The organism is Alcaligenes parafaecalis (genome assembly GCF_026344135.1).
GTDB lineage: Bacteria > Pseudomonadota > Gammaproteobacteria > Burkholderiales > Burkholderiaceae_B > Alcaligenes > Alcaligenes parafaecalis.
The window spans coordinates 73,527-90,294 of the sequence record NZ_JAPKNA010000005.1 but is presented as its reverse complement, the minus strand read 5'-3'; the positions used below and the strand labels follow the sequence as shown (position 1 = coordinate 90,294).

Below are 16,768 nucleotides of genomic sequence, written 5' to 3'. Positions count from 1 at the left end.
ACAGCCCCTTGCCGGGTTTAGGCTTTGGCTTGGGCAGGACTGCGGTTGCTGCGGTTCGGGCCGCGGCTGTCCTGACGGCCACCGGGGCGACCTTGGCCAGCGCGGGCAGCACCACCACCTGCACCGCCAGGAGCGGCGCTGCGACGTGGGCGGTTGTCGTTGCCTGGACGGCGAGGACGGCTTTCGCCATTGCCGCCACGGCCTTCAGCCGAGCGAGCCTGACCACCACCGCCACCAGTGCGACGAGCACCTGCTGGAGCACGAGAACCAGGACCAGGAGCGCTGTGGAAACGGCGTTCTGCGTAGGTGTCTTCCTTGGCTTCTTCAGCCAGAGCAGCGCGCGAAGGAGGCGTCCAGCCTTCCACCACGATGCGCTCGATAGGATTGCGGGTCATGCGTTCGATCTGCTTGAGCAGACGCATTTCGCTGCGATCCACCAGGGACAAGGCCACGCCTTCGCTACCGGCACGACCAGTACGGCCAATACGGTGTACGTAGTCTTCAGGCACGTTAGGCAGTTCAAAGTTGACCACGTAAGGCAGTTGATCAATGTCCAGACCACGTGCAGCGATGTCGGTGGCAACCAGCACCACAACCTTGCCGTTTTTAAAGCCAGCCAGAGCACGGGTACGAGCCGCCTGGCTCTTGTTGCCGTGCAGGGCTTCGGCGGCCATGCCGTCTTTGGACAGTTTTTCGGCCAAACGGTTAGCGCCATGCTTGGTGCGGCAGAACACCAGCACCTGGTTCCAGCTGCTTTCGCGGATGATGTGGCTCAGCAGGTCACGTTTGTGTGCCTGGTCAGCCAGAATCACTTGCTGGGTAATCAGTTCATTGGTGGTGTTGCGGGCAGCAACAGCCACTTCGACCGGGTTGTTCAGCGAGCTGCGGGCCAGTTCGCGGATTTCGTCCGAGAAAGTAGCCGAGAACAGCAGGGTCTGACGATCAACAGGCATCAGGCTGATGATCTTGCGGATGTCGCGGATAAAGCCCATGTCCAGCATGCGGTCGGCTTCGTCCAGGACCAGGATTTCCACACCGGTCAGGTCCACCGTGCGTTGACGCACGTGGTCCAGCAAACGGCCAGGAGTTGCGACCAGAATGTCCAGCGGTTTACGCAGGGCATGGAACTGGGGGTTGATGTTCACGCCACCAAACATGACCATCGAGCGCAGACGGGTGTGCTGGCTGTACAAACGTACCGATTCTTCAACCTGGGCGGCCAGTTCACGGGTAGGAGCCAGGATCAGCGCACGTGGGCGGCCTGGTTTACGGTTTTGCTGAGGGTTGTTCAGCAGACGGTGCAAGATAGGCAGGGTAAAGCCTGCGGTCTTGCCAGTGCCGGTTTGAGCAGCGGCCAACAGGTCACCACCTTCAATGACCTTGGGGATCGCCTGGGCCTGAATAGGGGTGGGGTGGGTATAGCCTGCGTCAGTTACAGCACGCAACAGAGGTTCTGCCAGCTCAAGAGAGGCAAAAGTGATTTGAGAGTCCAAGAATTTTCCAGTGACTAGCCCAAAAGCCCTCTTTGGGGCCCTACCAATCCAGGCTAAGGTATTTTGTTTATGGCGACGATGCCACGGCAGGGGCAAGAACGCCGCCTGCTGCAAGAGGCGCAGAGATTGGTGCGCTGCGCAATCAGACATTATAGCGTGAAATTAGTAAAAATCCTCATTGACCATCTTGTATCATTTTGACCGGTAGCGTTAAAACAACCTGCTTCAAGCGTAAAAGGTCAGGCTGATGGCAGACCTGGATTTGACAGAAATTGTTAAGCGCCGTCATAGACGTACTTGTTATGCTGCGGCACGCGGTTTACGCTTGGCGTGCACGCACCGCCGGGCTCTGTTTGGCACGTGCCCGAGCAAATGGGTCAGAACCCGTTTTTGTTGTTTATCTGCTTATTTTTGCAGGAAAAAAATCATGACATCATGGATTCGATGGGTCTTTATCAGCAGCGTGGCCGTCTTGCTGTCGGGTTGTGGGTATAACGAGATCCAGCGCCTGGACGAGCAGGTCAAGGCCGCTTGGTCGCAAACCTTGAACCAATACGAGCGTCGCGCCGAACTGGTGCCCAAGCTGGTCAGCTCGGTCAATGCCTATATGGTTAATGAACGCACGGTGCTCACTCAAGTCACCGAGGCCCGTGCCAAAGTTGGCACGATTCAGATGAAAGTGGACGATCTGGACAACCCCGAAGTGATGGCACGCTTTCAGGAAGCCCAGAACCAGTTGTCCTCGGCCCTGTCGCGTTTGATTGCGGTATCGGAAAACTACCCGCAACTGAAAAGCGATGGCTTGTTCCGCGACTTGATGACACAGTTGGAAGGCACGGAAAACCGTATCGCCACCGAGCGTGGCCGTTATGTGCAAACCATTCAGGAATACAACCTGTTCATTCGCCAGTTCCCAACCCTGATCACCGCCAAGCTGTTTGGCTACAAGGTCAAGGAAAACTACGGGGTGGACCGTCAAAGCGAAATCACACGCGACCCCGAGGTCAAGTTTGATATCCCTGCGACCCCTGCTCCTGCCGGGTATTGATTCATTCAGGAGAAAGCATGATGAACGTGCACGATCTTGCACCGACTGCTGGGCCTGGGTCTGCACGTTCCGGCAGCCTGTCCTGGGCCTGTGGCTTGTTGATGGCCCTCTTGTTGCTGTGCTGGCCCTGGGCACAGGCGCAGGCCAAACCTGAACCCATTCCCGCCATTGCGGGTTGGGTGACAGACACGACCGGCACGTTAAGCCCGGATCAAAAAGACGCCCTGAACCAGCAGCTTAAAGCGGTAGAACAGGAAAAAGGCGCACAGGTAGTGATCTTGATGGTGCCCACCACGGGCGAAGAAACCATCGAGCAATATGCGCTGCGTGTATTTGATCAGTGGGAAATCGGCCGCAAGAAAGTGGACGATGGCATCTTGCTGCTGGTGGCCAAGGATGATCGCCGCATGCGTATCCAGACCGGTTATGGCCTGGAAGGCGCGGTGACGGACTTGCAAGCAGGCCGCATTATCCGCGAACAGATGACGCCTCGTTTTATCGAAGGCAATTTCTACGCCGGGGTCCAGGCGGCTGCCGATAGCCTGGTGGGTCTGGTCAATGGTGAAGAGCTTCCCCCTCCTCCTAAAAATGCGCCTGTTACCTCGTCTGGTGAAGAAGGCGTGTTCTGGGAGCCTTTGCTGGCCGTGGGCGCGATTGTGTTTTTTGCGTCTCCCGTGTTTGCCGCCTTGGCAGCCGGTGTGTTCACCCTGGTCGTTTCAGGCAGCATCGGGCTGGCTTTATTGGCGGCAGTGGTAGGCGCTGGTTTGAGCATGATTGGCCGACTCTTTGGCGCGGGCGGTAAGTCCAGCTCCGGGCGTGCCTCACGCCGTGGCGGCGTCATTGGTGGCCTGGGCGGTTATTCCTCCGGTGGTTTTGGTGGGAATGGCGGCAGCAGCGGTGGCGGCTTCGGCGGTTTTGGTGGAGGCAGCGGCGGTGGTGGTGGCGGTAGCGGAGGCGGTGGCGCTTCCGGTAGTTGGTAAGGCCACAGGGGAGCGACATGAGTGTGAATTGGAAAGAGCTGTCGGGCTGGGCATCGGTACAAGGCCAATGGCTACGCCGTCGTCATTTCAATGCCGAGATGCTGAGCCATCTGGCCGAGCAAATCCGCAAAGGTGAACAGAACCATAGTGGCGAGCTGGTGGTGGCGATTGAGGCCGTCTTGCCCGCCCATGAAGCGGACAGCGCTCAGCGGGCTTTGGAAGTTTTTGGCCGCTTGCGTGTCTGGGATACGCCCTTGAACTCCGGCGTTTTGCTGTATCTGGCTTTGGGTCAGCGCCGTATTCATATCATTGCGGATCGGGGTATCAAGGCTGACCCGGCGCAATGGGCGCAGATCTGCCAGCAACTGGAAAAAGATCTGGCCTCGCGTGAGTATTTGTCTGGTTTGCTGGGCGCGGTCAGCGCCATTGAAACCGTCTTGCAGCAAGGCGCTCCTGCGCAGACTCCGGGTGCGGAGGCAGTCAACGCCTTGCCTGACGAACCTGTACTTCTCTAAGTGGTGGTCAGTGCCATGAAACCGTCTGAATCCGTCGGCTCCTGGCAGCAGCAAACTCTGCTTGAAGCCATACGTTTGCGCGAGACCCTGTGGGGGCCGATAGAAGACCTGTCTGAATCGCGCCGCGCACGGGCTGCGGGTGGCTCCTTTGCTCAACGAGTGACGGCTCGGGCCTTGGCCCTGGCACGTCGTGATGGCCTGGAACAAGCCTGGACGCGCTGGTGGCGAGTAGCCCGCCTCTTATTGATTGCGATGGCCGTACTGGCTTTGCTGGCCGGGGCCGGAACAGCAGCCGGGGCCTTGGGCGATGGCAGTCGCGCAGTGAATGTTCTGACGGCTTTGGGCGCTTTGCTCGGCCTGCATGCACTGACCTTTATTTTCTGGCTGCTTAGCCTGTTCTGGTCGGGCAAGAGTGGTGGCACCGGCAGTTGGGCGGGTGATGCCTGGTGGTGGCTTAGCCGCCGCTTTGTTAAAGGCGATGCCAGCCTGGTGCCCCAGGCCTTTGCCGCCGTGTTGGCGCGTCGGGGTAGCCAATCCTGGTTGGCCGGGCTGATCAGCCATAGCCTATGGGTGCTGGCCTTTGTGTCGGCTTTGAGCACCCTGCTTCTTTTACTGGCCTCGCGCCGTTATCACTTCAATTGGGAAACCACGCTGTTAACGCCGGACACCTTTGTGTGGCTGGTGGAACGTATTGGTGCCCTGCCTGCTTTGCTGGGCTTTGCCCTGCCCGATACCCTGACGATACGTAGCAGCGATGGTCTGCAATTGCTGGGTGCCCAATCCCAGGCTCTGTGGTCTAGCTGGCTGCTGGGTGCCGTGGTGACGTATGGCCTGATTCCCCGTGTACTAGCTCTGGCCTGGAGCCTGTGGCAATGGCGTAAACACACAGCCCGCTTGACGCTGGACGACAGCTTGCCGGGTCTGGCAGAACTGCGCCCGCGCTTGATGCCAGCCAGCGAACCGACGGGTGTGGACGAGCTGGCCTCGCCCGATAGAGTGGCCCGAATTCAACACGAATCCAGCGTACCTTTGGCTGCCAATGCCTTGTGCCTTGTGGGTTTGGAACTGCCGCCTGAACATTCCTGGCCACCCGCTTTTATGCAGGCGGAGATGCAGGATTTGGGCCGGGTGGATTCCCGCTCCGAGCGTCTGAATATTCTGGGGCGTTTGCAGTCGGCCACGCCGCGTCATTTGTTGATGGTTTGTGATGCTGCCCAGACACCGGATCGCGGTGTGGTGGCGACACTGGTTGAGTGGGCGCAATTGGCTCAGCAATCGGATGTGATTTTGCTGGACGAGGCCTTGGCCGACCCGGATCAGACGCGCCGCCGCAGTTGGCATGATCGTCTGGTGGCAGCGGGTTTTGCGCCGGGGCAGATTCACGATCAATGGCCTGATGTGTCTTTGAAGGAGCCCTCATGAGTGCCGCTGCTTTGACGCTGGCTGTGGTGGGTCACACCAATACGGGTAAAACCTCTTTGCTGCGTACTTTGACGCGGGATACGGAGTTTGGGCAGGTCAGTAACAGCCCGGGCACGACGCGTCATGTGGAAGGGGCAAGGCTGACCGTGGATGGCGAAGCCCTGGTGGAGCTGTTCGATACGCCGGGCCTGGAAGACAGTATGGCTTTGCTGGACTTCATGGATCAGTTAAGCCAGCCCGGCGAGCGTATTGATGGGCCGGAACGGATTCGCCGCTTTCTGGAGTCTCCAGCGGCGCAGGGGCGCTTTGAGCAAGAGGCTCGTGTGTTGCGCAAGCTGCAATCCTGCGATGCAGGCTTGTATGTGGTGGATGCGCGTGATCCTGTGTTGAGCAAGCATAAGGACGAGCTGACCTTGCTGGCCTATAGCGGACGGCCTTTGTTGCCTGTGCTGAATTTTGTGCGTAGCCCGCAGGCGCGGGTTCAGGAGTGGCGCAGTGCCCTGGCCCGTTTGGGGCTACATGCTTTGGCAGAGTTCGACACGGTCGCACCCGCCTTGGATGGTGAGGCTTTGCTGTATGACAAGCTGGCGGTGCTGCTGGAAACGCAGGCAGGCGTGTTGCAGCAGTTGAAAGTGGATCTGACTCAGCAGGCTGCTTTACGTCGTCGGGATGCCTTGCGCTTATTGGCGGAATTGCTGGTGGATGTGGCGGCCTGGCGGGTCAGCACGCCTTCGGATGCGGAGTCTATGGAATTGGCTGCGCAGCAGTTGCGTGAGCCGGTCCTGGCCCGCGAGGCCAAGAGTGTGCAGGCCTTGCTCAAGCGTTATAGCTTTGGTCGCCAGGATGTGGTGGCAGATCTGCTGCATTTTGATGGTGGGCGCTGGGGGATGGATTTGTTTGATCCTCAGGCCTTGAAAGAGTTTGGTGTGCAGTTGGGCAAGGGTGTGGCGGCAGGTGCCATGGCCGGAGCGACGCTGGATGTGATGACGGGTGGCCTTAGCTTGGGGACTGGAACAGTCTTGGGCGCATTGGCAGGCGGTTTGTGGCAAGGTGCGGACAAGTGGGGCCAGCGTTTGATGGGCAAGCTGCGGGGCGAGACAGAGCTTAGTGTGGACGATGCGGTCCTGCGTCTGCTAGCGGTACGGCAGTTGAGTTTGATTGCGGCTTTGGAGCGGCGCGGTCATGCGGCCCAGACGCCGATTCGCCTGGGCGAGATTGATGCCGAGAATTTCGATCAGGCTTTGCAGCGGGAATTGAATGTGTGGCGGGCTCAAGGCCTGCCGGAGGAACTGGCGCAGGCAAGGATTCATCCGTCCTGGTCTACGTTACGGGCTGACTATGCACCGGATTCGCGGCGCGAGGCGTGCGTGCAGAGTTTGGTGCAGAGGCTGTTGGGGGCGCGCAATGCGCCCGGTGCTAGCTCTGTCGGGCAGCCGCAGGGATAGCCAAGCCCGGCTTATTTCTCTTCATCTTTCACTAAATGCGCATAACAAACCGGCGAGCTGGGTTCATTGCCGTCGTGTAGGCGATCTTCCTCAGCCAAGGCCTTGATCACAGCTTGTTTGAGTACTGTCAGGTACGAGGTGTGCGGGTCGTGGGTGGCGGTTAGCAATTGCAGTTCACCTTTGCGGGCCAGCCTCATCAAGGAGAGCAAGGAGTCAGGGTCGTGCTCTAGTTGTTCTTGATAGTGGCGTTGGAATTGCTCCGGGGAAATGGCGCCACTATGAAAGTCTTTGCGCAATTCAGGAGTGGGGCTGGCGTCGTGCAGCCACTGGATGTCACCTAGCTTGTCTTTGCTCAGGCCGCGTGGCCAGAGACGGTCTGTGAGCACACGGGCTGCTTTGTTGGCAGGCTCATGGATGGCATCGTAAATGCGACTCAAGGTGATGGTGTAGTGCATGACCGCCTCCGGGAGCGTCAGGCTTTGGGTGTTCAGGCGCTTGGCGCTTAATTATTGATCTGTCTATGTTGTCTGTGAGTCAGGGCTGCGATAGCGATAAGTATCGGTGAATCGCGCTTCATTCAGCGTAGCAGCCTTCCAGCAATCTGTGGCCGTGGCGATGTTTCAGATCGCCAGCCCCAGTCGCTGCAAGGCTGCTGTTTTTTTGTGTGATGCGGCGTTTTACGCTTTCTTGCTGACCAAGCCGTAAACGAACAGAACGATGATGGCGCCCACAATAGAACCGATCCAGCCTGCTCCTTCGCCAGGTACGTACCAGCCCATGGCTTGTCCCAGATAGCCTGCGACAAAGGCACCGACAATACCCAGGATGGTGGTCAATATCCATCCCATTTTTTGATCGCCGGGCATGATGGCTCGCGCCAGCAAACCTACGATAAAGCCCACAATAATCATGGAGATAATACCCATCGTGCCACTCCTGTTCTGTGTTTGCCGGTCTGGGATTCGGACCGCTCCGCTTATCTTAGGTATGGAGTTTTTAGGCGTCTATCGTTTTGTGTTTCTGAAACAGTTAAAAACGTCAGGTTTTGTAAATCGATGACTGGTAATTAGCTTGGCTATGTCGTGTGATAGTTGGCAGTAGTCTTTCCTGCGCTTTGTTCAAGTCGGGACTCTTTCAAACCCCGGCAGCCGTGTTGAGGCTTGGCTTAGCCCAATAGAGCAGGTTTACGTTTTTGCACCCACTGTGTGGCCTGCTCGTAGGCGTAGGACAGTTGCAGCACGGCCATATCGGCCTGGGCAGGGCCCATGATCTGCAAGCCCATGGGCAATCCGGCCTCGTTAAAGCCCGCAGGCACGTTCATGACGGGCAGCCCTGCCAGGGAGCCGCCGATCACTATTTCCATCCAGCGGTGGTAGGTATCCATTTGGCGTCCGGCAATTTCGGTGGGCCAGTGGGTGGTGCCCGCAAAGGGGAAGACTTGAGCAGTGGGCAGGACCAGGTAGTCGTAGGTCTGGAACAGTTTGCGCAGGCTTTCGTACCATTTGCTGCGGTTGATGGAGGCTTGGTAAACCTGGGCTCCTGTCAGGTTCAGGCCCCCTTCTATTTCCCAGATGGCTTCGGGCTTCATTTGGGCGCGCAGTTCCGGTTTGGCGTACAGGCCCTGGGCGGTTCCAGCGACGGTGAAATGGCGCAGGGTCAGCCAGGTTTGCCACAGTTGTTCCATGGAGTAGTCGGGTTGTGCCGCATCGACGGTGCAGCCTATGGCCTCGAAGCTTTTCAGTGCGGTCTGGCACAGGTTCATGACGCCTGCTTGCATGGGCAGGTAGCCGCTGTAGTCGCCCAGCCAGCCGATGCGGGTGCCTTTGAAGTCGCGTTGCAGTTTGCCAGTGAATTGTTGTGGATCCTGGCTGATGCTGAGCGGGGTGCGTGCATCGAAACCGGCTTGAGTGGCCAGCAGCATGGCCAGGTCGGAAACGGTACGACCCATGGGGCCTTCATAGCCCATTTGCTGGAAGAAGACTTCGGAGGTGGGGCCATAGGGCACGCGGCCTTGTGATGGCCGAAAACCGTAGACGTTATTGAAGGCACCGGGGTTGCGCAGGGAACCCATCATGTCGCTGCCGTCGGCCACGGGCAGCATGCGGGCAGCCAGGGCGACAGCGGCTCCGCCACTACTGCCACCGGCACACAGATCGGGCTGGTAGGCGTTGCCAGTGGTGCCAAAAACGGGGTTGTAGGTATGCGATCCCAGGCCAAATTCCGGGGTATTGGTTTTACCGATCAGAATGGCGCCGGATTGCCGTACGCGCTCGACGATGATGGCGTCCTGTTTGGGCAGATAGTCCTTGAAAATCGGCGAGCCACTGGTGGTGACGATATCGACTGTTGCTGCCAAATCTTTGGGTGCCTGGGGCATGCCGTGCATCCAGCCCAGGTACTGGCCTGCCTTCAGTTGCTGATCGCGTTTGTCGGCCTGGGCCAGCAGGCCGCTGCGCTCTTGCAGAGACACGATGGCGTTGACCTTGGGGTTCACACGGTCGATATGGTCCAGATACGCCACCATGACTTCGCGGCAGGAGACCTGGCGTTGTGCAATCCAGCCCGACAAGGTCAGCGCATCGGCCATGATGATGTCTTGAGCCGTGCCAGGACCGGGGGCGGTTTTTGCGAAGGCCTGGCGTCCCAAGGAAGGGGCCATCCCTGCCAGCGACAGCAAGCCGGTAGTTTTTAAAAAGCGGCGGCGTGCGTCCAGGGGTGTCGAGGTATCTGTCATGTTTGTCTCCCGTTTTTTGTAAGGCCATCCAAGTGGCCAGCTCATTCTATGCAGGTACAATGCGCGGCTCAAACGCCAAAAAATCATCAAGTTGATGCGGTCTGTGCATAAGCCGGTTCAAGCGTCAGCAAGGGGACAAGCATGGACTTTCGCAAGCTGCGGCACTTTGTGGCCGTTTGCGAACACGGTACGTTTCATCGGGCCGCGCAAGCTGTCCATTTAAGCCAGTCTGCCTTGAGTCGTAGCATCCAGGCTCTGGAGCAGGAACTGGGCGTGCCGCTGTTTGATCGCAGCAGCCAGCGTATCTTTTTGACGCCTTATGGTCGGGTACTGCTGGAGCGGGCGCATCGCGTTTTGCAGGAAGGCCGTGCGATGCAGCGCGAGTTGGCGCTGATTCAGGGTGAGGATGCAGGTAGCCTGCGCCTGGGTTTAAGCTCTACCCCCGCCGCTGTCCTGCTGCATCCGTGCATGGTGGCTTTATTGGGCGAGTACCCGCGTTTGCGTGTGGATGCCGTAATTGGCCGCACACTGGAATTGATCGAGGGCCTGCGCCGGGAACGCTACGATATGGTGGTGCTGGATGTCAGTGCAGTGACCGATGTGCGTGGTCTGGATATTGAGTATCTGCCCGCTATGCAAGGCGATATGCTGGTTCGCCAGGGCCACCCCCTCTTGCAGCAGGAATCACTGGATTTTGCGGCGATCAGCCAGTATCCCGTGGCCTGCTCCGTCATTAGTGATGATTTGACCGACCGTCTGATTGCCGAGTTTGGTGCCCAAGGCCACCCCGACAGCTTTGTACGCTTTTGTTGTGATAGCTTCAGTATCCAGCGCGATGTAGTGATGGACAGCGATATGGTCCTGATGAGCGTGCTGGCTGCCGTACGCCGTGATATTGATGCGGGTGATCTGGTGCCGCTGGGTCTGTTTTCTTCGTCCTTGTCCGGGCACTATGCCTTGGTACGCCTTTCAGGGCGCACGCAATTGCCCGCCTTGGATATTGTTTACGATCTGGCGCGTCGCCTGTGCAGGGCGTAAGTCAGACGCCCGCTTTCTGATCTGCTTTGTTTGAGGGTTTGCTCATGACGATTCCCTTGCCCGCCTTGGACCTGCATCAGTTAGGCCCCGAGCAATCCTTGCGTGCGTTTATTGGCTGGTGGCCGGATGCGCAGACCCGTCTCTATCTGGCTGAACAAGCCATTGATGCACATGCCCTGTATGGCGGGCGCATGATGCAACCGGATCATTTTCATTTGACGCTGGCGTTTCTGGATGGAAGCAGCGTATCGGCCTTGCAAACCTTGGCGGCCAGTATGGCGGGTTGGCCCGTGCCCGAGATCCAGTTGGACTTGACGCTACGGGATGTTTTTGAGAAACCCCAGGTGGTCTGGGCTGGCCCGGATGAATCTCAAGAGCAGGCGCTGACGCTGCTGGAGCAGTGGCACGAGGATATCTGGGTCAGGCTGACTACCTTGGGCTGGACCCAGCCACCGCGCCGCTTCAGGCCCCATGTGTCCCTGCTGCGCCATGCGCGGATTGCGGCGGATCAGTCGCATCGTCATGCTTTACCGCCTCAGGCTTTTATTGGTGATGGCGTAGGTTTGATCGTGTCCGTGCCGGGGGAGTTGCGCAGCCAATATCATGTGGCGGCCACAGTGGGGTCGGGAAAGACAACTTCATGAATATCCGTTTTTTAGAAACCTTTATCTGGATTGCCCGCCTGGGCAGTTTTCGTGCCGCCGCCAATAAGCAGCACCTGACACAGGCCGCGGTATCAGGGCGGATTGCGGCTCTGGAAAGCGAGTTTCAGAAAACCTTGTTCGAGCGTGGCCATCGTGATCTGCGCCTGACTCCGGCAGGGCGCAAATTGATGCAGTATGCCGAGCAGATGCTGGGTATGGAACACGACTTGCGCGAGGCCCTGGCAGGCTCCAGCCGTTTAAGCGGCCGGGTGCGTTTGGGGGTGGTGGAATCCATTGTGCATACCTGGTTCAAGGACTTGATCCGCCAATTGCATGCCTTGTATCCCGAACTGGAAATTGAGCTGACGGCCGAGTCCACTTTGCGTCTGCATGATTTGCTCAAGCGCGGCACTATTGATGTGGCCTTGCAGACGGACCCCATCATGGGCGATGGCATACGCAACCTGCCGATGGGCTCCATGCGCATGGGCTGGGTATGTATGGCCGGTGAGGCCATGCCTGTGCGCAGTGGCTTGCAGGAATTAGTGCAACGCTGGCCGTTGGTGACCTTTCCCCGTGGTTCTCAACCTCATCTGGCCTTGGTGCAATTGCTGGAACCCTTGCCAGTCGACCAGGCCCGGATTCATTACGTGTCGTCCATTGCCGCCAGTACCCAGTTGCTGGAAGCACAACCTTGTGTGGCCACCCTGCCCCTGGCGGCTGTCAGCCGTCAGATCACAAGTGGGCTGTATCAGGAAATTGTGTGTGAGCATGCTTTGCCGGACTTGCGGCTGGTGGCAAGCTGGCGACCCGACCCGCTGACACAGACAGCCCAGGCCGTGATCGGCGTGGCGCTGGAGCGCATGCATCATTTTGCTGCCGAGCATCCGGGGCTGGCCTTGCCGCCACCAGACACGCGCGTCTTCGCTATTTAGCCTTTGAGGGTTTTCCCCTTGGCTAGGCATGTGTACTGAGCGTGAGCTTGCTTGATAATCTATATACCGCGCCACTCGCTTGAACTGATCGCTTTTTCCTATTGCTCCAGGCTGAAATAAACCGTTTGGAATCCGCCCAGAAGCCGTTGGACACTCCCATAAAGAGTGTGCAACGACTTTGATTCAGGAGGCTTTCGTGTCTGCTACTTTTCGCACTGATCGTGATGCGCCGGGGGAACTGTTCATCTGGACGGATATTGCCCCTGAGCATGAGCAGGATTTCAATCAATGGTATGAGCGCGAGCACATGGCTGAACGTGCCGCCATACCGGGTTTTCAATGGTCACGCCGCTATGTGCGCCAAGGCGCTGGTCGCAAGTACCTGGCCTTGTACCGTACCGAGTCCCTGCGGGTCTTTGGCACGGCGGAATATAAAAAGGCCTTTGAGCAGCAAACAGACTGGTCGATTGCCAACTTTGGCCGCATGAGTAATACCCAGCGCCGCGTGATGGCGGTGTCCTTGCTGGGCGGCGTGGGTACCGGCTCTGTGGTGTTGCTGGTCCGCTTGTCTGCAGCCAGGCAATTGGATGCGCTGGCTCAACAGAGCGCGGCCTATCTGGAGCAAACCGATGGCCTGCTGGCCTTGCGGGTACTGACGCCTGATCCCGAATTGTCTACCCCCTTACCGTCCGAGGACGCGCAACAGCGCAGCCTGGACCCCTATCTGGTGGCCGATCTGACCACTATGACCGCTGCTCGTACCCTGGCTGCTCGCTTGCAGCAGGACCTGGGGGTGGCGACTAACGATGTATCCGAGTTTTCTTTGCTGTGGGATCTGCAGTCACGGGATCTGAATGCGAGCCGCTCATAAGGCGGTCATCACCTCAATTCTTGGGAGAAGCGACATCATGATTAAAAAACTACTTTCGATGGCCTGCGTTCTGGCGCTGGCGGGTACGGCTCAGGCTGCCACCAACTGGAACATGAGTACCGAGCAGCCTGATAGCAATTTCCTGACGCAAAATGCCCGCGAGTTCGCAGCGGACATCAAAGCAGCGACCAATGGTGAGTTGAATATCAACGTGCAATCGAACTCGGTGCTGCTCAAGCGCCCCGAGGTCAAGCGCGGTGTGCAGCAAGGCGTGGTGCAGGCCGGTGAAATGCTGGTGGCGGCTATCGGTAATGAAGACCCCCTGTTCGAGGTCGACAGTGTGCCTTTCCTGGCGTCCTCGTTCGATCAGTCGGAAAAGCTGTGGAAAGCGACCCGTCCTTTCCTGGCCGAACGCCTGGACAAGCAAGGCATTATTCTGGTCTATGGTTCGCCCTGGCCACCCCAAGGTATCTACACAAAAAAGCCAGTTGAGCAGCTCTCTGATCTGGCAGGCGTGCGCTTTCGTGCCTATAGCCCGGCCACCAGTCGCCTGGCGTCTTTGATGGGTGCGGTCCCGACGACCGTGCAAACGCCTGAAGTCCCCCAGGCATTTTCCACCGGCATTATTGATGCCATGCTGACCTCGCCCGCCACGGGTGTGGATTCGCAGGCCTGGGACTACGTGAAGTACTACTACGACGCTCAGGTTTTCATTCCTCAAAGCTTTGTCATCATGAACAAGCGTGCTTTCCAGCGTTTGCCTGAAAACGTGCAAAAAGCGGTGCTGGACGCCGGTGCACGTGCCGAGCAGCGTGGTTGGGCCATGTCGCGTGAGCAAACTTCCAAGCTGACACAAACCATGGCTGACAAAGGCATGGTGGTGGGCCAGTTGAGCGAGAAACTGGCGGGCGAGCTGCATGCTATTGGCCAGACCATGACCGAAGAATGGTTGAAGAAAGCCGGTGCCGACGGCCAGAAGCTGCTTGATACTTACCGTCAGCCCTAAACAAGGAGTGCGTCCATGATTGTGCTGGAGCGTATGGCCAGAGTATGCGGCGCACTGGCCGCACTCTTTCTATGTTTGATCGGGGTGGTGGTGACGGCGCAGATTGTGGCGCGCCTGTTTTCCATGCAAATCCCCGCTTCGGATGACTTTGCGGGCTGGTTCATGGCAGCGTCAATTTTCCTGGCGCTGCCCTATGCCATGCTGCATGGCGACCATATCCGTGTGTCCTTGTTGCTGCAGGTGATCCCGGATCGTCTGCGACGCCCTTACGAGCTATTGGCGACGCTGATCGGGATCGCGCTGGCCGCCTGGTGCACCTGGGAAACCGCCCATTTTGTGTATGAGTCCTTCATTTACAAGGAAGTGGCGCAGGGCATGGTGGCAGTACCGCTGTGGATTCCCCAGTTGGGGATGCCCATTGGTTTGGGCTTGCTGACCTTGATGTTGTTGCGGCGATTGCTGCGTGTGGTTCAGGGTCAAGAATTGGAGGCGACTGAACATGGCTGATTTATCTCAGGCAATTGTGCTGTTTGTTGTTCTGCTTGCCTTGCTGGCCAGTGGCGTGTGGGTAGCGCTGGTTCTGATCGCTTGCGGTATTTTGTCGATTTTTCTGTATGCCGACGCGCCAGCGGGCATCATTTTCGCGACTAAAGCGTGGGACTCATCGGCCAGTTGGGCCTTGACGGCCTTACCTCTGTTTATCTGGATGGGGGAGATTCTGTATCGCACGCGTCTGGCGGAAGATATGTTCAGCGGGTTGGGTCCGTGGGTGCAGCGTTTGCCGGGCCGTTTGGTGCACGTGAATACCCTGGGCTGCGGTATTTTTGCTGCGGTCAGCGGGTCTTCGGCTGCCACGGCGGCAACAATTGGCCGTATCTCCCTGCCTGAACTGAAGTCACGCGGCTATGACGACAGCATCAGTATTGGCTCTCTGGCCGGGGCCGGTACCTTGGGTTTGCTGATTCCACCTTCCATTGTGATGATTGTGTATGCGGTTGCCGCACAAGTTTCCATCATCCGCTTGTTCGTGGCGGGCGTGCTACCCGGCATTTTGCTGATGTGCCTGTTCTCGGCCTATATCGCGATCTGGTCCATTCGCCATCCGGATCGGGTGCCGCCCGCGACCGAGGAGTTAAGCCTGGGTGAAAAAGTACGGCGCTTGCGCCTGCTGTTGCCCGTGGTCCTGCTGATTGTTGCGGTGATCGGGTCGATTTACGGGGGTATTGCAACCGCCACGGAAGCCGCCGTGCTGGGCGTGATTGGCTCTTTGGTCATTGCGGCCGTGGGTCGTTCCCTGAACTGGAAAACCTTTACCGCCAGTTTGTTGGGCGCAGCACGTACTTCGTGCATGATCTCCTTCATTCTGATCGGTGCCGCTTACCTGACCAGCGCCATGAGCTTTACCGGACTGCCAGCCAATCTGGCTGCCTGGATTGGTTCTTTGGGTTTGAACCAATATGCCTTGATCGCTGTGCTGACGGTGTTCTTTGTGATCCTGGGTGCTTTTCTGGACGGGATATCTATCGTGGTGTTGACCACCTCGGTCTTGCTGCCTGCGGTCATTGCAGCGGGCATCGATCCGATCTGGTTTGGCGTGTATTTGATTCTGACGGTGGAGATGGCGCAGATCACACCGCCCATCGGTTTCAACCTGTTTGTGATTCAGGGCATTACCGGACGCAATCTGTTTGAACTGGTACGCATGGCCTTCCCGTTCTTCCTGTTGCTTGTTCTGGCGACAGTCCTGGTGACGATATTCCCGCAAATCGTCATGGTCTTGCCTAACGCCATGTAAGGGAGGGGGCTGGAGATGGCAGTTGCCTATGTAAGCTTGGGTTCGCAGCGCTACAAGGTAGAGCGCGCCTGGACAAAGGCAGATATCAGCAGCATCACCAGTGTGGCGGTGCTGGCTGACGGGCGTATCGCCGCCTTGCTGCGTCGTCCGGCTTGCGTGCTGGTGCTGGCACCGGATGGGCAGGTATCAGCGCGCTGGTCTTTGGAGGATATTCTGTGCCCGCACCATATCAGTGCCCGCCCGCAAGGCGGGGTGCTGGTCACGGATCTGGATGGGCATCAGGTTCTGGCGCTGGATGCTCAAGGCCATGAGCAATGGCGTTTGGGACAACCGGAGCAGCCGCGTTGGCAAGAGCCTTTCAACCATCCCACGCACGCAGTTGAATGTGGTGATGGTGGCTTGTGGGTCACCGATGGCTACGGTAATACCGTAGTCCACCGTTTTGACCCGCAACGCCAGTGGTTAGCAGCATTGGGAGCGCCAGGCTCCGGTCCCTTGCAGTTCAGTACACCCCATATGCTGGCCTGTGCCGCCGATGGCTCGGTCTGGGTGGCTGACCGGGAAAACAACCGTGTCCAGCATCTGGATGCGCAAGGCCGTTATCTGGGCGAGCTGCGTCCCATGCATAAACCCATGGCAGTGGCTGTGCAAACAGACGGTTCGGTACTGGTTAGCGACCAAACCGCCAGTCTGTCCTTGTTCGACCCGGATTCAGGCATGCTGGTAGGGCGTTGCCGGGTCCAAGGTGTGTACGGACACGGCCTGTCCACAGGCTTGGACGGGCGTATTTATATAGCGGAAATGTTGCCCGATTGTTTAACTTGCTTACAGCCAGCTTAATC

The 16,768-nt window shown here is 58.2% G+C and carries 17 protein-coding genes; 13 read left to right on the top strand and 4 right to left on the bottom strand.

Translation table 11 applies throughout. The features are described 5' to 3' along the window. Window positions 1-17 precede the first annotated feature (17 nt). The gene (locus OSH09_RS15290) at window positions 18-1,493 is read right to left on the bottom strand and encodes a DEAD/DEAH box helicase (RefSeq protein WP_207872852.1); all 1,476 of its coding nucleotides are present in this window, start codon (window positions 1,491-1,493) and stop codon (window positions 18-20) included. A gap of 427 nt (window positions 1,494-1,920) precedes the next feature. Here OSH09_RS15290 and OSH09_RS15285 point away from each other — a divergent pair, with 427 nt between their 5' ends. The 5 genes from OSH09_RS15285 to OSH09_RS15265 are packed head-to-tail and all read left to right on the top strand — an operon-like array spanning window position 1,921 to window position 6,903. Beyond that, window positions 1,921-2,541 (top strand): LemA family protein, encoded by a 621-nt coding sequence (locus OSH09_RS15285; protein WP_266121476.1) that lies wholly within the window; start codon window positions 1,921-1,923, stop codon window positions 2,539-2,541. A gap of 17 nt (window positions 2,542-2,558) precedes the next feature. Continuing rightward, window positions 2,559-3,521, top strand: coding sequence for a TPM domain-containing protein (locus OSH09_RS15280; RefSeq protein WP_266121475.1), 963 nt, complete (start codon window positions 2,559-2,561; stop codon window positions 3,519-3,521). A gap of 17 nt (window positions 3,522-3,538) precedes the next feature. Further along, a complete protein-coding gene (locus OSH09_RS15275; protein ID WP_266121474.1) occupies window positions 3,539-4,036 on the top strand; it encodes a TPM domain-containing protein in 498 nt (165 codons plus the stop codon). A 15-nt stretch (window positions 4,037-4,051) separates the two neighbouring features. Beyond that, window positions 4,052-5,458, top strand: a complete 1,407-nt coding sequence (locus OSH09_RS15270) for a DUF2868 domain-containing protein (RefSeq protein WP_266121473.1) — start codon at window positions 4,052-4,054, stop codon at window positions 5,456-5,458. After that, the gene (locus OSH09_RS15265; protein WP_266121472.1) at window positions 5,455-6,903 is read left to right on the top strand and encodes a DUF3482 domain-containing protein; all 1,449 of its coding nucleotides are present in this window, start codon (window positions 5,455-5,457) and stop codon (window positions 6,901-6,903) included. Before OSH09_RS15270 ends, OSH09_RS15265 begins: the two co-directional genes overlap by 4 nt. An 11-nt stretch (window positions 6,904-6,914) precedes the next feature. Here the strand turns inward: OSH09_RS15265 and OSH09_RS15260 are convergent, their stop codons facing one another. From OSH09_RS15260 to OSH09_RS15250, 3 genes are all read right to left on the bottom strand, one after another. Further along, on the bottom strand, window positions 6,915-7,358 hold the full coding sequence (locus tag OSH09_RS15260) for a DUF488 domain-containing protein (RefSeq protein WP_266121471.1): 444 nt from the start codon (window positions 7,356-7,358) through the stop codon (window positions 6,915-6,917). 222 nt (window positions 7,359-7,580) lie between these two features. Further along, complete coding sequence (locus OSH09_RS15255; protein ID WP_266121470.1) at window positions 7,581-7,829, bottom strand: GlsB/YeaQ/YmgE family stress response membrane protein; 249 nt, start codon at window positions 7,827-7,829, stop codon at window positions 7,581-7,583. A gap of 239 nt (window positions 7,830-8,068) precedes the next feature. Continuing rightward, window positions 8,069-9,637, bottom strand: a complete 1,569-nt coding sequence (locus tag OSH09_RS15250; protein WP_266121469.1) for an amidase — start codon at window positions 9,635-9,637, stop codon at window positions 8,069-8,071. A 141-nt stretch (window positions 9,638-9,778) separates the two neighbouring features. Between OSH09_RS15250 and OSH09_RS15245 the strand changes: the two genes are divergently transcribed. The 8 genes from OSH09_RS15245 (at window position 9,779) to OSH09_RS15210 (ending at window position 16,766) form a co-directional block, all read left to right on the top strand. Then, window positions 9,779-10,675 carry a LysR family transcriptional regulator gene (locus OSH09_RS15245; protein ID WP_207872859.1) on the top strand — a complete coding sequence of 299 codons (897 nt, stop codon included), beginning with the start codon at window positions 9,779-9,781 and terminating at the stop codon, window positions 10,673-10,675. Window positions 10,676-10,719: 44 nt separating this feature from the next. Beyond that, entirely contained in the window at window positions 10,720-11,319 is a 600-nt protein-coding gene (gene thpR / locus OSH09_RS15240) for an RNA 2',3'-cyclic phosphodiesterase (RefSeq protein WP_266121468.1), read from the top strand. After that, on the top strand, window positions 11,316-12,254 hold the full coding sequence (locus tag OSH09_RS15235; RefSeq protein ID WP_266121467.1) for a LysR family transcriptional regulator: 939 nt from the start codon (window positions 11,316-11,318) through the stop codon (window positions 12,252-12,254). Before thpR ends, OSH09_RS15235 begins: the two co-directional genes overlap by 4 nt. 196 nt (window positions 12,255-12,450) lie before the next feature. Next, window positions 12,451-13,125: a DUF4286 family protein gene (locus OSH09_RS15230; RefSeq protein WP_266121466.1), complete on the top strand. Its 675-nt coding sequence runs from the start codon at window positions 12,451-12,453 to the stop codon at window positions 13,123-13,125. Window positions 13,126-13,162: 37 nt separating this feature from the next. Continuing rightward, on the top strand, window positions 13,163-14,131 hold the full coding sequence (locus tag OSH09_RS15225) for a TRAP transporter substrate-binding protein (RefSeq protein ID WP_266121465.1): 969 nt from the start codon (window positions 13,163-13,165) through the stop codon (window positions 14,129-14,131). Window positions 14,132-14,146: 15 nt separating this feature from the next. Further along, the gene (locus OSH09_RS15220; protein WP_266121464.1) at window positions 14,147-14,638 is read left to right on the top strand and encodes a TRAP transporter small permease; all 492 of its coding nucleotides are present in this window, start codon (window positions 14,147-14,149) and stop codon (window positions 14,636-14,638) included. Continuing rightward, the gene (locus OSH09_RS15215; protein ID WP_266121463.1) at window positions 14,631-15,926 is read left to right on the top strand and encodes a TRAP transporter large permease; all 1,296 of its coding nucleotides are present in this window, start codon (window positions 14,631-14,633) and stop codon (window positions 15,924-15,926) included. Before OSH09_RS15220 ends, OSH09_RS15215 begins: the two co-directional genes overlap by 8 nt. Before the next feature lie 15 nt (window positions 15,927-15,941). Then, window positions 15,942-16,766: an NHL repeat-containing protein gene (locus tag OSH09_RS15210; protein ID WP_266121462.1), complete on the top strand. Its 825-nt coding sequence runs from the start codon at window positions 15,942-15,944 to the stop codon at window positions 16,764-16,766. Window positions 16,767-16,768: the final 2 nt, after the last annotated feature.

Bases quoted from the DNA above. Each gene is read 5' to 3' on its own strand.
- OSH09_RS15285 (WP_266121476.1), top strand. From the start codon at position 1,921: ATGACATCATGGATTCGATGGGTCTTTATCAGCAGCGTGGCCGTCTTG.
- OSH09_RS15280 (WP_266121475.1), top strand. From the start codon at position 2,559: ATGATGAACGTGCACGATCTTGCACCGACTGCTGGGCCTGGGTCTGCA.
- OSH09_RS15275 (WP_266121474.1), top strand. From the start codon at position 3,539: ATGAGTGTGAATTGGAAAGAGCTGTCGGGCTGGGCATCGGTACAAGGC.
- OSH09_RS15270 (WP_266121473.1), top strand. From the start codon at position 4,052: ATGAAACCGTCTGAATCCGTCGGCTCCTGGCAGCAGCAAACTCTGCTT.
- OSH09_RS15265 (WP_266121472.1), top strand. From the start codon at position 5,455: ATGAGTGCCGCTGCTTTGACGCTGGCTGTGGTGGGTCACACCAATACG.
- OSH09_RS15260 (WP_266121471.1), bottom strand. From the start codon at position 7,358: ATGCACTACACCATCACCTTGAGTCGCATTTACGATGCCATCCATGAG.
- OSH09_RS15255 (WP_266121470.1), bottom strand. From the start codon at position 7,829: ATGGGTATTATCTCCATGATTATTGTGGGCTTTATCGTAGGTTTGCTG.
- OSH09_RS15250 (WP_266121469.1), bottom strand. From the start codon at position 9,637: ATGACAGATACCTCGACACCCCTGGACGCACGCCGCCGCTTTTTAAAA.
- OSH09_RS15245 (WP_207872859.1), top strand. From the start codon at position 9,779: ATGGACTTTCGCAAGCTGCGGCACTTTGTGGCCGTTTGCGAACACGGT.
- thpR (WP_266121468.1), top strand. From the start codon at position 10,720: ATGACGATTCCCTTGCCCGCCTTGGACCTGCATCAGTTAGGCCCCGAG.
- OSH09_RS15235 (WP_266121467.1), top strand. From the start codon at position 11,316: ATGAATATCCGTTTTTTAGAAACCTTTATCTGGATTGCCCGCCTGGGC.
- OSH09_RS15225 (WP_266121465.1), top strand. From the start codon at position 13,163: ATGATTAAAAAACTACTTTCGATGGCCTGCGTTCTGGCGCTGGCGGGT.
- OSH09_RS15220 (WP_266121464.1), top strand. From the start codon at position 14,147: ATGATTGTGCTGGAGCGTATGGCCAGAGTATGCGGCGCACTGGCCGCA.
- OSH09_RS15215 (WP_266121463.1), top strand. From the start codon at position 14,631: ATGGCTGATTTATCTCAGGCAATTGTGCTGTTTGTTGTTCTGCTTGCC.
- OSH09_RS15210 (WP_266121462.1), top strand. From the start codon at position 15,942: ATGGCAGTTGCCTATGTAAGCTTGGGTTCGCAGCGCTACAAGGTAGAG.